The following is a 15,639-nucleotide window of genomic DNA, read 5'->3' as shown; positions in this document are numbered from 1 at the left end:
TTTAAATTTATTGTTATCAAATTTAGTATTCACAATTCTTAACTAATATTATATGGGTAAGCAATTTAGTCTCGTGTCAAGTCTTTTACTCCTAACTCCTAACTCCTAACTCCTAACTAATTATTTACTCTTCACCCGGTTCGATAATGCGTTGAAAAAGGTAGCCTGTACCTCGTGCTGTCAATATTAATTCTGGGTTGCTTGGGTCGTCTTCTAGTTTTGCACGGAGTCTAGATATATGTACGTCTACGACACGGGTGTCTACGTGACGTTCGGGTGTGTATCCCCAAACTTCTTGCAAAATTTCTGACCGAGAAAATGCTTCCCCAGAACGACTTACGAGTAATTCAAGTAAGCTAAATTCCATTCCTGTCAACCGGATGCGTTCATCACCTTTATAAACTTGACGTTTATTTGTATCAATTTTTATAGTGCTGACATGAATCACGCCTGAACTTGGAATGCCTGAAATTCCTGTCTTATCTACTCTGCGGAGAACAGACCTGATTCGAGCTTCGAGTTCTTTCGGAGAAAATGGTTTGACTACGTAGTCATCAGCACCTAATTCCAGCCCTGTGATGCGGTCAGCCACATCTCCTAGGGCTGTTAACATAATGATAGGTACATCTGATTCTTTACGTAATTCTTGACAAACCCCATACCCGTCCAATTTTGGCATCATTACATCCAAAACTACCAAGTCGGGTTCGGCTTTGCGGAATGTTTCCAAAGCTTCTTCTCCATCCCCAGCGGTGACTACTTCGTAGCCAATCATCGAAAGGCGCGTTTCCAATATTCGACGAATGCTAGCCTCATCGTCTACCACTAGGATTTTTTCTTTATGGCTTTCCAAGTTTCTCAACGCTCCTTAACTAAACTTTGCATGATTAATTTTTACTACCATATTATTAAGATATCATTCCTATTATTCGTTAGTAAAAACCTACAAGGCTTGCGATTACTAGCTTTTACTTTTGCCTAAAACTTAAGGAAAAATTAAGATTATTTAACTAAATTAAAATGCCAAAGTCTCGTACAATTTACGTTTGCAACGAATGCGGTTGTGAATCACCACAGTGGTTCGGTCGGTGTCCCGGTTGCGGTACCTACAATTCGCTGGAAGAACAAATTTCTAACCAAGCTGCCAGTGATGCTTCTCCAAGTCGGGGTGTTGGTAGCTGGCACAATCAATCAGGCAACAACAAAACTGCTAAGAAACCTCCAAAAGCACGGGCATCTCTCAGGTTCGACCAAATTAGCGACCGTCAAGTTTTACGTTTACCTTCAGGATACGGCGAACTCGACCGTGTTTTAGGTGGGGGTGTAGTACCTGGTTCGATGGTACTCATCGGTGGAGACCCTGGTATTGGTAAATCAACGCTGTTGTTACAGGTATCGAATCAACTCGCACAGCGTTATCGTATTCTGTATATTTCTGGTGAAGAATCTGGACAACAGGTAAAATTGCGTGCTTCACGTTTGGGGGTTTCACCAACCATCGATATTGAGGCGCCTACTGATAACCCTGTAGAAATAGAAAACCCAGAGAATGGTAATGGTAATACCGTTAATAGTGAAAACGGAAATGCGACTAAAAGCATAAAGTTAGAAGAAATACCTTTAATTGAAACGACTAAATCAGTAGGCGCCGATTTGTACATCTTGCCAGAGACAGATTTAGAAGAAATATTGCGCGAAATTGATTCTTTAAAGCCAGATTTAGCGGTAATAGACAGTATTCAAACGGTATTTTTCCCAAGTCTTGCATCGTCGCCTGGTTCAGTAGCACAGGTACGCGAATGTACAGCAGCCCTAATGAAAGTCGCAAAACACGAAGATATCACGATGTTGATAGTCGGACACGTGACTAAAGAAGGTGCAATTGCAGGACCAAGGGTATTAGAACACCTTGTAGATACAGTGCTTTACTTTGAAGGTGACAGGTTTGCTTCACACCGTTTACTACGAACCGTTAAAAACCGTTTTGGTGCCACTCATGAAATTGGTATTTTTGAAATGGTTGCCAACGGGTTACGAGAAGTACCCAACCCATCAGAATTATTTTTAGGAAACCGCGATGACCCGGCGCCTGGAAGTGCAATAGTAGTAGCGTGTGAAGGAACACGTCCCATCGTAGTTGAACTACAAGCATTAGTAAGTCCAACAAGTTACTCATCTCCACGTCGTTCCACAACAGGTATTGACTATAACCGTCTAGTGCAAATTCTCGCAGTTCTAGAAAAGCGAGTAGGAATTCCAATGTCAAAGCTAGATTCTTATGTAGCTTCTGTAGGTGGTTTAAACGTCGAAGAACCTGCCGTTGACTTAGGAGTTGCCATTGCCTTAGTAGCGAGTTTCCGAGACCGAATAGTAGATTCGAGTACAGTGCTAATTGGTGAAGTCGGTTTAGGTGGACAAGTTCGTCCAGTTTCGCAAATGGAAATGCGACTCAAAGAAGCAGCAAAACTCGGATTTAAGCGCGCAATTGTCCCAAAAGGGCAAAAATTCCCCGAATTAGATATCGAGATTATACCAGTAGCAAAAGTTATCGACGCTATTATCGCCGCAATTCCTCAACAATCACTCAGTGTTGAAGATTTTGCCCCCGATGACGACGATGAAGTCGAAAGTACTGATTATTAAGTGCTGAGTGCGCTCGTGCTGAGTAGTTGTACTGCAAACGGGTAAAATCTCGACTTCTGTCATGCTGAGGAACGTTAACGCAGTTTTCCCGCAGGGTAGCATCTTTTATGTCATGCCTCGGTACCGAAGCATCTTCAAAGTTTTCACGCTTTGAATATTGTAAATTGATAACCCGTTTGCATAATAAAAGAGTAAAGACGCTTCGGTACCGAGGCGTTTTTACTCTTTTAAGTTTTGTACAATTAATAGTACAGTTTAAAAACAGACACAAGCTTTGGTTTATTAAAAGGTAACTTACTGTATATATATCTACAGAGTTTTTCCTTAACAATTTGTACTCAATTGGAAAAAAGTCATGATAATATCTCCTGCCCAACTACAAGTGACGTGGGAAAAACTACCTGATGATTATGTATTACCTTCAGAACCAGTGGATAATATCAACCAACCCTCACTTGCAGCAGCATTATCTGAAATTTTAGAAATGAATGGCAAACTGCCAGCAAATGCTTTAACTCCTACCAATTATGGTATATGCGTGAAAGTAAATGGTAAATATGTAATTAAGGCGCCTGATTGGACATATATACCTAATATTATCGTACCTAGAAGCGAAGTAGAGCGCAGTTATACACCGACTTTACAAGGTGATATGCCTGTAATTGTCGTAGAATTTGTTTCTGATACCGAAGGCAATGAGTATTCTGTAAAACCAACTTACCCACCAGGCAAATGGTATTTTTACGAGACCATTTTAAAGGTGAGTAACTATGTGATATTTCAGCCTGATACAGGTGATATTGAGTTTTACGTTTTAAATACTTCTGGAAAGTACACCATACAAGATGCTGACCAAAATAATCGTTATTGGGTTTCTCAAATGAACCTTTTCCTTGGAGTATGGCAAGGGACTAAAGAAAATCGAACTGGGTACTGGTTGCGCTGGTGGGATGAAGAAGGAAATCTTTTGCTTTGGGGCACCGAACTGGTTGAACAAGAAAGTCAGCGTGCTGAACAAGAAAGTCAGCGTGCTGAACAAGAAAGTCAGCGTGCCGAAAGATTAGCAAACCAATTGCGAGCAATGGGGATTGAGCCAGAAATATAATTAAATTCTAAATTAACATCTGTAGAGACCGTATTAATACGGTCTCTATTTGTTACTGATTAACAATTGAAATAATTAAAAATGACAATTAAAAACATATTATATTAGTAATTTATAACACTTTTTTAACAAAATATTGCAAAGTATATTTATTTAATTACTGTTTCATTTCAACTTTCATTCAGATAAATAATTAATCATCACGCTATAACTCACTCTCTGTAATGAAATTTATGAGTTTATCGCGCGTTCTGCTGCTGCAAGTTCTAATTATTGGACTATTTGCAGTAGGATGCGAAACTAAGAATAATAATGATGACAACTCGAATATCGATAAGCTCAGTATTGGTGTTGTTAGCTACGGTGAAGGCGCCAATTTGCTTTCTAGGTACGAACAATTTAAGGATTATATTGCTACCAAAACTAAAAAAATTGTCGAACTTGAGCCTGCTTACAATGAACTACAAGCAGTTGCACAAGTAGAGCGCAAAACCTGGGAAGTCGTTTTTGCACCACCAGGACTAGCGGCAATTGCTATTGCTTCGTCACAATATAAACCGATTTTTTCAATGGAGGGTGTTACTAGCACGCAGCGTTCTTTAATCTTGGTTCGTGATGATAAACCTTATCAAAAAATTGGCGACTTGGCTAATAGAGTTATTGCTTTAGGTAAACCTGGTTCCGCTGCTGCTTTTTATGTGCCATTGTACGACTTGTATGGAATGACACTAGCACAAATCAAACTGGCGCCAACTCCAAAAGCTGCACTAACTTGGTTGAGCGATAGCACTGTTGAAGCTATTGCTATGTCTGAAAATGATTATGAAACGTTGCGGCGCGAATTTACCCAAACCAAGTTTAGAGTTTTACATACAAGTCGTTGGATACCAGCAGGTGTTGTACTCGCATCACCAAATCTCGACCGTAGGCTATTTTCTGTAATCCAAAAATCGATGCGTGAGGCGCCTGCTGATATTGTCGCAGATGCTGGTTATGTGCCTACTGCCAAAATACCCAACTACGAACAATTTATTAAACTAATCGAAAAAGTCCGACCATTCGAGGAAAAAGTCAAACAAACTCCCGTTGTCTTAGCACCCACAATATCAGCCAAAACCAAATAACAAACAATGTAGAGATGTGATTCATCACGTCTCCTGTCACGTAGGAGTAATACATATGTCTGGGTTCCCCTTAGCAGGTTCAGAAATAGCTGCTGGAACATTAATTGATAATCGTTACATAATTCAAAAGCTACTCGGACAAGGAGGACTTGGCAGAACTTATTTAGCTTTTGATACCCGTCGTTTCAACGAAGCTTGTGTTCTAAAAGAATTTGCTCCCATTGGTACGGGTGAAAGCGGTATAGAAAAGTGTCGCAATTTATTTAAACGTGAAGCCAAAATTTTGCACCAACTCGAACACCCACAAATCCCCCGCTTTTTGGCATGTTTTGAAGGAGAAGGCAGATTATTTTTGGTGCAAGAATATGTTGATGGTAAGACTTATTCGGCTTTATTGCGCGAACGGCAGCAGCAAGATAAAGTTTTTACTGAGAATGAAGTTATTGAATGGTTGAATAAATTATTACCTATACTTGAGTATATACACGAACATAATATTATTCATCGTGATATTTCTCCCGATAATATAATGTTGCCTTCAGGAAAAGATTTACCCGTATTAATCGATTTTGGAGTAGGTAAACAAATTGCCGACTTTAATGACAGTAGTAACGGCGAACAGGTAACTTTTGTTGGCAAAATGTCATTAGTCGGAAAAGTCGGATATGCACCACGCGAGCAAATTAGTATTGGGATGTGTTCACCTAGTAGCGATTTATATGCTTTGGGTGTTACAGCAGTTGTGTTATTAACGGGTCGTGACCCATCGTTTTTAATGGATCAATACTCTTTAGAGTGGAAATGGCGATTGTACGCTAATGTTCGCGATGGTTTTGCACAAATTCTCGATAAAATGCTGATTGATATTCCTAAAAACCGCTACCAGTCAGCATCTGAAGTTATTCAACACTTAGAACAACTAGAGGCGCCACCATTTAACAATCTACCAAAAACCGAGATTAACCTACCATATAGTTTGTTACCCAAGTATGATACATTGTCTGATAATTTATCCGTCCAGTTACCTCCACAAATACCTAATACATCATGGCAACGACCATTAATTAGTACCCAATTAGACAATACATTGTATAGTACATTTACTAGTACTATTGGTAATACCTCTAATACTTCAAATAATGCACAAAATAATTTAAATGAGAATGATAATAAAAATCAGATAACTCGTTTACCATCACTAGACGTAGAATTTATTGAGCGTTGCGAGCTTTCTCTAGCTTATTATATTGGGCCGATGGCTAATTTAATTATTGAAGAAGTACTCGCAGAAAATCCAGATATTTCCCACTATCATTTTATTCAGCTTCTTTCTAGAGAAATTACTGACTCGCGCGATGCTATTGAATTTTCACGTAAACTGTTGGGATGAGTGGAAAGTGCTGAGTTCTGAGTGCTGAGTGAATTTCTTCTCATACTCAGAACTCAGCACTCAGCACTTTTAACTCCTTGTGTTTCCGTGGGTTTTTTTGAGGCGTCGCATTGCCATTTCTAAGCTGAACTGCATTCGTCTAAATGCTTTGGCTAAGTTACCAATTTCGTCATTGGAATATTGCTCAAATTCTACATCCATATGACCTGTACTTACTTCTTCGGCAACGCGGGTTATGCGTTTAAGTGGGCGAATTACTTGGCTGTTTAAGAACATGTTTACAAGTAATATTACTGCAATAAAAACTCCTGATACTAAACCAATAATTACAAACGATGATTTGTTGGCTTTGTCTATAACTTTACTTGCAGGCGCCGATATAACTTGGGCGCCGATTATTTCATTTAATTGCCAGTTGAAACCGTTGGCGCTACCGTAACGCTCAATCTGACTTTTAGGAGCAACATCTGGAGTCGAGTGACACTGTAAACAGCTAGGTTCAGAAACTGATAACGGACGGGCTATATAATATATGTCTCTACCTGAAACTGCGCGAAAACCACTTAGTTGTTTTAATGCTCTATCATTACGAAATTGGTTAACTAAATTTGTTTCAAAGCTGTCTGCTTTATCACGCAAATTAGTTGGGTTCAATGTTGCTTCTTTATAGAAAAAATCTCGATAGTCTTGTTTTCCTCGCAATATCTCAAATACTTCACGCGCTGAATAACCAGGTACAGACTGCGGTAAAAATTTTGTATCTAATTTGTCTACTAATTCCGGATTAACTTGAGTACTTGTATATTTACGTACCGAAGTCATTGCTTCCATTAACATTAAACCAGTAGAAGCAATGTCATTTTTAGCGTTTTGCCGCAGTAAAGATGACAATGTAAATCCACTTATACCCAAACCAAATACTAATATAACAATTAAAAATACTGTAAACTTTTGTTTTAAATATAGATTTTTTAACATATTTTTACTAATTGAACCCTTTTGAAAAATATAACAATATAAATTTACCAATGATGATATTGGTAAACATTCTCTAAGGATATTTTAAGTTTATGTATGTTAATAACAGTTCTAAAGGTCGATAAAGATTTAAGTAGAGAATAAAGCGCATCTGTTAGGCAATAATACGAAAAATCAAGCGTTTTTATAATATAAAATGGATTGGAACCGAGGAAAATCGTTATTTGGCGGACGTTATATTATTGAATCGAAACTTGGTGAAGGGGGAATAGGTATAACTTACCTAGCAAGAAACCAAACCTCAGAATTACGAGTAATCAAAACTTTGAAAGAGGAAGTTCTTAATAATCGCACATGGAAAGTACACCGCGATAAATTACGGCAAGATTTTCGCTCGGAAGGGGTGCGTCTTGCAGTGTGTCGTCACCCTCATATTGTGCAAATTGAAAATATTTTTGATGAGTATGAATTACCTTGTATCGTTATGGAGTATATCGAAGGTGATGATTTAGGCAAGCGGTTAAGAGAACAAGGTATATTATTAGAGAAAGAAGCGCTTTTATATACTCAGCAAATTGGAGATGCATTAACTGTTATTCATCAAAAAGGTTTGCTGCATCGAGATATTAAACCGCGCAATATTATCATTCGTGCGGGCAAAGCAGAAGCTGTATTAATTGATTTTGGCATTTCTAGAGAATTTATACCTGGTGTTGTACAACGTCACACTGTCTATCGAACTCCAGGGTTTGCACCTCCTGAACAATACCAACAATTGGCGCCACGTGGCGAATATATTGATGTTTATGGTTTAGCTGCAACGTTATACACATTATTAACTGGTGTTGTACCCACTAGTGCTGACGAACGTAACCGTAATACACCACTTTTACCACCAAGTCATTTTAATCCGAATATCAGTACTAGTGTTGACCGGGCTATTATGCAAGCAATGGCAATGCAACCCCAGTATCGTCCTCAATCTGTAAAAGAATGGTTATTACTTTTATCTAGTTTTTCTAGTTCTATAGATGTTGAGGATATACATTTATCCAATACAATATCACTCCTCACACCTCCACCTAAAATCATACTTAAATCACCCAAACCACCAATTACACCCCAGTTTACATGGCAATGCACCTGTACTATTAAAGGACATGCGGGTATGGTTCATGCTGTGGCAATTAGTCCAGATGGAAAATTTATTGTAAGTGGTAGTGGTGACAATAATATAAAGCTGTGGAATTTATCTACAGGTCGTAATATCCGCAATTTTGGACGCTGGTTTGCTGGACATAGTGACTCAGTTTGGACGGTAGCTATTAGTCCTGATGGGCAAATACTTGCTAGTGGTGGTTGGGATAATACTATTAAACTGTGGTTTTTAAATACTGGTAAGAATATACGTACCCTAAACACTCATACTAATTGGGTAAATACTCTTGCTTTTAGTCCCAATGGGAAGTACTTAGCGAGTGGAAGTTCTGACTGTAGTGTCAAACTTATCCTTATTAGTACGGGTGATGTTATTAATACCTTTTTGGGTCATACTGATGCGGTGCTATCTGTAGCTTTTAGCCCCGATGGTCAATGTATTGCGTCATCAGGCGCCGATTGTACTATTAAGTTATGGCAAGTTAGTACTGGTCGAGAAATACGTACATTGGTAGGTCATTCGTTTTTTGTAAACAGTCTGACTTTTGATGCAACTGGCGAAACTCTTATTAGTGGTAGCAGCGATAAGACGATTAAATTTTGGCACGGTGTTACAGGCAGAATGTTGAAAACGTTTACAGGACACCAAGGTGCTGTTTCATCTGTTGCACTCAGTCGAGATATGCAAATCCTTGCTAGTGGTAGCTGGGATAAAACGATTAAACTTTGGCATGTAAGTACGGAAACGGAGATTTGTACTTTAAGTGGTCATAATAATTACATTAGGAATGTTGCTTTTAGCCCCGATGGACGGACTCTTGTTAGTGCGAGTGATGACGATACGATTAAAATTTGGCGTAACAAAGATTGGCAACGGATGTAACGGATGATTTGTTGGAAAATACAAAGTTTAACTCTTTAGGTAGAAATGTGGTTAGCCAAAAATTGTGACAATAAGTTGCGGCAACTACTATTTTTTTACCAAGATTAATAATTATGGGCTTCGGTATCGGTGATTTGTTCTGGATTTTTCTTTTGCTCTCCTCGCTGCAACCTATCTGGCAACGGCGCCAAACAGAGTACCGTCGTTTCAGTTCGTTACAAAAGTTCCAGCAAGAACGTAAAAGCCGGGTGATTTTACTTATTCACCGACAAGAATCCATCAGTTTATTAGGGATTCCTTTATCTCGTTATATTACTATTGAAGATTCTGAACAAATTTTACGCGCGATTCGTCTAACTCCAGATGATGTTCCAATCGATTTGATTTTACATACACCTGGTGGTTTAGTACTAGCTACTGAGCAAATCGCTCGCGCGTTGATTCGTCATCCATCTAAGGTTACAGTTTTTGTACCACACTATGCGATGAGTGGTGGTACGATGTTAGCGCTTGCTGCTGATGAAATTGTGATGGATGCTAATGCAGTGCTTGGGCCTGTTGACCCACAGTTAGGTAATTTCCCTGCTGCTAGCATTATTAAGGTTGTTGACGATAAACCAATTGGCGAAGTTGATGACCAAACTTTGATTATGGCTGACTTGTCGCGTAAAGCTATCGCGCAGGTACAGCGGTTTGTACGGACATTACTTAAAGACTCCATACCTAAACAAAAGGTAAAACCAGAGAATATCGAAAGTATTATTGACGCTTTAACAACTGGACGTGTTACTCACGATTATCCTATTACTGTTGAAGAAGCTACCGAAATGGGTTTACCTATTACTGTTGGTCTTCCCCGTTCGATTTACAATTTGATGGATATGTACCCACAACCTCAAGGTGGTAGACCTAGCGTTCAGTATATTCCTATGCCTTTTGATGACAGGCGCCCGATGTTACCTCTTCCTAAAGGTAGACCAATGGAAGAACCTGTACAAAAGTATTGATTAACGTAGGTTATTTTTGGGAGACAGGCGCCAGAGTGTAGAGACGCGATTAATCGCGTCTCTACGTGTATATTTGGTAAATATAATTACATAAACTGCACAGGCAGGATGCCTGTGCTACGGGTTATCTGGTTGGTGTTGGTGTTGGTGTTGCGGTTGTTGTTGGGGTTGCTTCGGGTGTTGGTGTTGCTTCGGGTGTTGGTGTTGCTTCGGGTGTTGGTGTTGCTTCGGGTGTTGGTGTTGTTTCGGGTGTTGGTGTTTCGGTTGGGGTTGCTTCGGGTGTTGCGGTTTCGGTTGGGGTTGGAGTTGGTTTTGGTGTAGGTCTGGTTACTGGTTTGCCTGTTGGTCTTGTTGTTGGTTTAGTGGTTGGTTTAGTGGTTGGGCTGGCAGTTGGTTTTTTCTCTAGGATATTACTTGCTTCTTGGTCAAGCTTTTGTCTCAAAGCGAGGTCAGCTATTCCTGTTTCGGTTAGCTGGTTTTTCTTTTGATATGCTCTTACTACTGCTTCTGTTCTGGTACTGTAGTATTGGCTACGAGGTAAAGGAGGATTGGGTTTCATTACCAGGTTGAGGTTTGCTTGCAAAATTTGCATAATTTGCGCGGCAAAGTCCTGGGTTTTTGGGCCTGCTAATCCATCTACTGGTTTTAATCTATACCCTGTTTGAAATTCTGTAATCGCTTTTTTGGCATCGGCATTTGTTAAGGGTTCGTTAGAAACTTTTATGTCATAACCTAATCCACGTAACACTGCGCGAAATTGCTGCGGTGTATAATCACGTTGACGTACTGCATCAGCTGTATCGGATATTACGACTACTGCGGACACTAAACATGCTGTTGCTATGCTAAAACTAGATTTTCCTATCCCACACCACATGCTCAAAACTCCTGTTGATTAAATCTGTTGTTAGTAACTAGTTTTTCATTGATTATTGATGATTTTTGAATATTTTTACTGATGTTAATTTAATTTAAATAATCTATTGTGACTTTGCTCTGTCATCCCCCGATAGAGGTATCTTAAAATTAACGAAAGTTTTGCCATTAACTAGAAGTGTTGAGTATAAAAAATAATACCCCGTAGATTAAAGCGTAATTTAAAAAGATGATTAGCCGAAAACCCTTGAATAGATGGAGTCTGTGGTTTGAGCGATTAATGGCTATTACCGCCACAATTAATTTAGGATTTGTTTTATTTGATTTAGGTTACATTCCTTGGCGGGATTTTTACTTACGTAATTTACCTTCTTTGGCTCGTTTGTATGACCCAATTAAAGGTATACAACCTCATCGTGAGACAGAAGCTTATTTAGCAGCTGTCACAACTGTTTCTTCTCAAGTTAGTCAAACAGGGGTAGAGTCGAAAGTTGTTGGCGCCCTGTTAGAGGAATTACGGCGCACTAGTAGTGAGATAATCGAGACGAACCCGTTTGCACTGGCAGATAAAAGTGGAACGCTAGAAAAAATCAAGAACCGAATGCGTGACCATACTGGAGAAAAGTCTGCTAAGAAAGCATTTGCGTTTTTCTGGAGTCAAGCAAACCTACAGCAGAAGGGATGGAATCAAGAAATAGAATTTTTCAATCGTAGAATTAAACCGCTAATTGCCACCAACTACTACCGTCAAATTGGTGAGAACGGCGAATTTGTTGATAGATTTTTTTGGATTGACTTCCCCTTCACGTTAATATTCGGCATGGAACTGCTAGCCAGTAGCTTTTTTATCAAACGTCGTCATCCTGAGTTTAGCTGGCTTGAAGCTATTATTTGGCATTGGTATAATTTATTGCTAGTATTACCATTTTGGCGAATTTTGCGTGTGATTCCTGTTATCATCCGTCTTGATAAAGCCAAAATTATTAATTTTCAATCGATTCGCACGCAAGTACATAGAGGTATAGTATCTAACTTCGCAGAAGAATTTACTGAAATTATTGTGGTTCGGGTGATTAATCAAATTCAGGGTTCGGTAAAGCGGGGTGAATTAACTCGGTGGTTGCTTCAAAAAGAAAGTATTCGTCCTTACATTGATATCAATAATGTTAATGAAGTTGAAGCAATTTCTACGATTCTGGTGCAAACGGTAATTTACCAGGTTTTGCCAAAGATTCAGCCCGAAATTACCGCTATTTTACGCCACAATATTGAAGGCGCCTTAAATCAAGCACCAGTGTATAAAAATTTGCAAGTACTACCTGGTGTTTCGCAATTTCAAACTCAAATCAGCGAACAACTGGCATCTCAAATAGCCACAAATCTATATAATGCGATAATTAGCGCCGTCGAAGACCCAGTTTCAGCGACTCTTTCTAGCCAGTTGTTACAGCGTTTTACTGATACCCTCGGCGCCGAAATGCAGAAAAAACAGGTAATTACAGAACTGCAAAGTCTACTTTCTGACTTTTTAGAAGAAGTAAAACTTAATTATGTACAGCGTTTGTCCCAAGAAGATATCCAGCAGGTGCTTGAGCAAACGCGTTCTATGAAAGTTCAAACAGTGGTGCATTCAGAAATTGTGCTACCGAAGAGGGAATAGGGAGACTATGAAACAATACGAGTGCCATGTCGCGTTTCATAAAGAAAGTTAATTTATAGCTTCTCGCTCTGGAAGAAATGCGCTAAACTCGATTATAGAGGCGAACCATCTAACGGTTCGTCACAAGACTTCTTGAAAGATATCCTTATCGCAGGAAGTGGGTTGTAGCCCACTTTTTTTGTTGGAATTTATTGCATGACTCATCCGTTAGTCCCACAAGTTATTGAAATGGCGACACCAGTGGCAGAAGAACTGGGGTTAGAAGTTGTTGGCGCTGTTTTTCATACAAATCAGCGTCCTCCTGTTTTACGGGTAGATATTCGTAATAAAGAGCAGGATACTGGTTTAGACGATTGTGAGCGAATGAGTCGTGCGTTAGAAGCCTCATTAGATGCAGCATCGATTATTCCAGATGCTTATGTGTTAGAAGTCTCTAGTCCTGGTATTTCTAGACAACTAACTACTGACCGGGAATTCCTAACCTTTAAAGGCTTTGGTATTATTGTCTCGACTTCGCCACCCCATGAAGGACAACAGGACTGGGCAGGTCAACTAATTCGTAGGGATGAAAATAAAGTTTTTTTGAACCTAAAAGGAAGAATTGTTGAGATTCCTCGCTCTCAAATTACCAAAGTTCAACTTGACGAGCGTCGAGGTAAATAGAAGCGCAATTATTTTTTCTGTCACGCGGCGCCTATCTATATATTAAGGGTAGCTTTATAACTGACAGAATTTACCCGCGCTACTTGATTATTGGTTTGTTACTAGTCGGCGCGCGCTCATTGAAGTGCGTAGTTATTTCGGCTTGCACCTCAAAGTCAGAGATGCAAGAGTTACACGCACTCAACTTTCACGGCAAATTTAAATATCAACTATGCAACTCACAATTACTACCAACAACTAAACAACTAAACAATTAAATTAAAATCGATTCTTTGGAGATTTTCACTATGTCAATGATTGAGTTACAGGGATTAAAAGAACTTATCGAAAGTATAAGCCGTGAGCGTAATTTACCTCGTTCCGCTGTACAAGCAGCAATTCGCGAAGCATTGCTAAAAGGATACGAACGTTATCGACGCGCTCAAAATATGGAGCGTAGACAGTTTGACGAAGATTATTTCGATAATTTTGACGTTCAGCTTGATATCGAAGACCAAGGTTTTCGCGTCGTTGCTACCAAAACAATTGTTGAGCAAGTCGTTAACTCAGACCATGAAATCTCACTCGAACAAGTCAAAGACATGGGTGGTGAGGGAGCAGAGTTAGGGCAAGAAGTAATTCTTGATGTTACCCCTGACAAAAAAGAAGAGTTTGGACGCATGGCAGCGATGCAAACAAAGCAAGTGCTAGCGCAAAAGCTTCGCGACCAGCAGCGTCAAATGGTGCAAGAAGAGTTTCAAGACTTAGAAAGTTCGGTATTACAAGCGCGTGTACTGCGGTTTGAGCGTCAATCTGTAATTTTGGCGGTTAGCAGCGGATTTGGGCAACCTGAAGTCGAAGCTGAGTTGCCAAAGCGCGAACAATTACCTAATGATAACTATCGAGCAAACGCAACATTTAAGGTTTATTTAAAGAAAGTATCTCAAGGGCAGCAGCGTGGACCCCAGCTATTGGTATCTCGCGCTGATGCTGGTTTAGTAGTATATTTGTTTGCTAATGAAGTTCCCGAAATTGAAGACGAAGTAGTACGAATAGTCGCTGTTGCTAGAGAAGCGAATCCTCCTTCTCGTTATGTTGGGCCAAGAACCAAAATTGCTGTTGATACTTTAGACCGTGATGTTGACCCTGTTGGCGCCTGTATTGGGGCACGGGGATCACGAATTCAAGTTGTAGTCAACGAGTTGCGCGGTGAAAAAATTGACGTAATTCGCTGGTCTCCTGACCCCGCTACTTATATTGCTAATGCTTTGAGTCCTGCACGAGTTGACGAAGTGCGACTAATGGATCCCGAAACTCGTCAAACTCATGTACTAGTAGCCGAAGATCAATTAAGTTTGGCAATAGGTAAAGAAGGGCAAAATGTTCGGTTAGCAGCTCGCCTAACTGGTTGGAAAATAGATATAAAAGATAAAGCAAAGTACGACCGTGAAGGAGAGGATACTAAATTTGCTGCGGCACGTGCCAAAGCGGCAGAAGAAGCAGCACGACTTGAAGCTCTCGAAGACGAGTATGATGAAGAATATGAGGAGGACGAAGAGTATGACGAAAAAATGGCACTAGGGAGAGATTTTGAGGATTTAGATGAAGATTTGGAGGAATTAGACGAGTTAGACTCCGACCGAGAGGAAGATGTGCGAAGATAAAACTTTGACACTAAGTACCAATAGTAAGTAGAGTCAAAGAAACATTACATCTTTTTTTAAGTTTAGAGAGCGCGCAAAGAACGTATCACAATAATGAAACCTAATTATCGACGTTGTTTAAGCTGTCGCAAAATCGGTTTAAAGGAAGAGTTTTGGCGGATTGTCCGCGTGTTTCCTTCTGGGCAGGTACAATTAAATGAGGGCATGGGGCGTTCTGCCTATATTTGTCCGTCTTACGATTGTTTAGGAGCAGCTCAGAAAAAAAATCGATTAGGACGAGCGTTGCACGCAGCGGTCTCTGATGAAATTTATCAGAAGCTCCTGGCAACGGTTGACAGTGGTTCAACCTACAATCGTTAATATTGGTTAAAACCCCGCGCAACAGCGTTACCCCTACAGGCAGTTTAAGAACAGTCTTATCTAATTGCTCGTTTAAATAATGGTGCGTAGCTTCGGGGTTAATGCCACAATAGTAGTTGAGTAGTTGTTACTTGCTGATTATAAAATTG

At 39.8% G+C, this 15,639-nt stretch carries 12 protein-coding genes and 1 pseudogene; 10 read left to right on the top strand and 3 right to left on the bottom strand.

Annotation, left to right across the window (positions count from 1 at the left end):
- Nucleotides 1–124 precede the first annotated feature (124 nt).
- Entirely contained in the window at nucleotides 125–853 is a 729-nt protein-coding gene (gene rpaB, locus DSM106972_RS34980) for a response regulator transcription factor RpaB (RefSeq protein WP_026093429.1), read from the bottom strand.
- 167 nt (nucleotides 854–1,020) lie between these two features.
- Here rpaB and radA point away from each other — a divergent pair, with 167 nt between their 5' ends.
- The 4 genes from radA to DSM106972_RS34960 all read left to right on the top strand — a co-directional run bounded on the left by radA (nucleotide 1,021) and on the right by DSM106972_RS34960 (nucleotide 6,262).
- Nucleotides 1,021–2,643, top strand: coding sequence for a DNA repair protein RadA (radA, locus tag DSM106972_RS34975; protein WP_127085014.1), 1,623 nt, complete (start codon nucleotides 1,021–1,023; stop codon nucleotides 2,641–2,643).
- Between the two features lie 355 nt (nucleotides 2,644–2,998).
- A complete protein-coding gene (locus DSM106972_RS34970) occupies nucleotides 2,999–3,748 on the top strand; it encodes a Uma2 family endonuclease (protein WP_127085013.1) in 750 nt (249 codons plus the stop codon).
- Between the two features lie 224 nt (nucleotides 3,749–3,972).
- Nucleotides 3,973–4,872: a phosphate/phosphite/phosphonate ABC transporter substrate-binding protein gene (locus tag DSM106972_RS34965; protein WP_127085012.1), complete on the top strand. Its 900-nt coding sequence runs from the start codon at nucleotides 3,973–3,975 to the stop codon at nucleotides 4,870–4,872.
- Nucleotides 4,873–4,927: 55 nt separating this feature from the next.
- A complete protein-coding gene (locus DSM106972_RS34960) occupies nucleotides 4,928–6,262 on the top strand; it encodes a serine/threonine-protein kinase (RefSeq protein ID WP_127085011.1) in 1,335 nt (444 codons plus the stop codon).
- A 69-nt stretch (nucleotides 6,263–6,331) separates the two neighbouring features.
- On the opposite strand, the gene DSM106972_RS34955 is transcribed toward DSM106972_RS34960, so the two are convergent.
- On the bottom strand, nucleotides 6,332–7,240 hold the full coding sequence (locus DSM106972_RS34955; protein WP_127085010.1) for a c-type heme family protein: 909 nt from the start codon (nucleotides 7,238–7,240) through the stop codon (nucleotides 6,332–6,334).
- A gap of 196 nt (nucleotides 7,241–7,436) precedes the next feature.
- On the opposite strand from DSM106972_RS34955, the gene DSM106972_RS34950 reads away from it, so the two are divergent.
- Together DSM106972_RS34950 and DSM106972_RS34945 are read left to right on the top strand one after the other, a co-directional pair.
- Nucleotides 7,437–9,281, top strand: a complete 1,845-nt coding sequence (locus tag DSM106972_RS34950) for a WD40 repeat domain-containing serine/threonine-protein kinase (RefSeq protein ID WP_127085009.1) — start codon at nucleotides 7,437–7,439, stop codon at nucleotides 9,279–9,281.
- Between the two features lie 113 nt (nucleotides 9,282–9,394).
- Nucleotides 9,395–10,288, top strand: coding sequence for an SDH family Clp fold serine proteinase (locus DSM106972_RS34945; protein ID WP_127085008.1), 894 nt, complete (start codon nucleotides 9,395–9,397; stop codon nucleotides 10,286–10,288).
- Nucleotides 10,289–10,412: 124 nt separating this feature from the next.
- On the opposite strand, the gene DSM106972_RS34940 is transcribed toward DSM106972_RS34945, so the two are convergent.
- A complete protein-coding gene (locus tag DSM106972_RS34940) occupies nucleotides 10,413–11,165 on the bottom strand; it encodes a peptidoglycan-binding domain-containing protein (protein ID WP_127085007.1) in 753 nt (250 codons plus the stop codon).
- 228 nt (nucleotides 11,166–11,393) lie between these two features.
- Here DSM106972_RS34940 and DSM106972_RS34935 point away from each other — a divergent pair, with 228 nt between their 5' ends.
- The 4 genes and pseudogenes from DSM106972_RS34935 to DSM106972_RS34920 all read left to right on the top strand — a co-directional run bounded on the left by DSM106972_RS34935 (nucleotide 11,394) and on the right by DSM106972_RS34920 (nucleotide 15,500).
- Nucleotides 11,394–12,824: a hypothetical protein gene (locus DSM106972_RS34935; protein WP_127085006.1), complete on the top strand. Its 1,431-nt coding sequence runs from the start codon at nucleotides 11,394–11,396 to the stop codon at nucleotides 12,822–12,824.
- Between the two features lie 195 nt (nucleotides 12,825–13,019).
- Nucleotides 13,020–13,487: a ribosome maturation factor RimP gene (rimP, locus tag DSM106972_RS34930; protein WP_127085005.1), complete on the top strand. Its 468-nt coding sequence runs from the start codon at nucleotides 13,020–13,022 to the stop codon at nucleotides 13,485–13,487.
- A gap of 293 nt (nucleotides 13,488–13,780) precedes the next feature.
- The gene (gene nusA, locus DSM106972_RS34925) at nucleotides 13,781–15,130 is read left to right on the top strand and encodes a transcription termination factor NusA (protein WP_127085076.1); all 1,350 of its coding nucleotides are present in this window, start codon (nucleotides 13,781–13,783) and stop codon (nucleotides 15,128–15,130) included.
- 93 nt (nucleotides 15,131–15,223) lie between these two features.
- A pseudogene (locus DSM106972_RS34920) lies at nucleotides 15,224–15,500 on the top strand (DUF448 domain-containing protein).
- Nucleotides 15,501–15,639: the final 139 nt, after the last annotated feature.

The sequence above is a fragment of the Dulcicalothrix desertica PCC 7102 genome, from assembly GCF_003991905.1.
Lineage (GTDB): Bacteria > Cyanobacteriota > Cyanobacteriia > Cyanobacteriales > Nostocaceae > Dulcicalothrix > Dulcicalothrix desertica.
The sequence above is the reverse complement of the archived record's forward strand: the minus strand, read 5'-3'. Positions and strand labels throughout refer to the sequence as shown.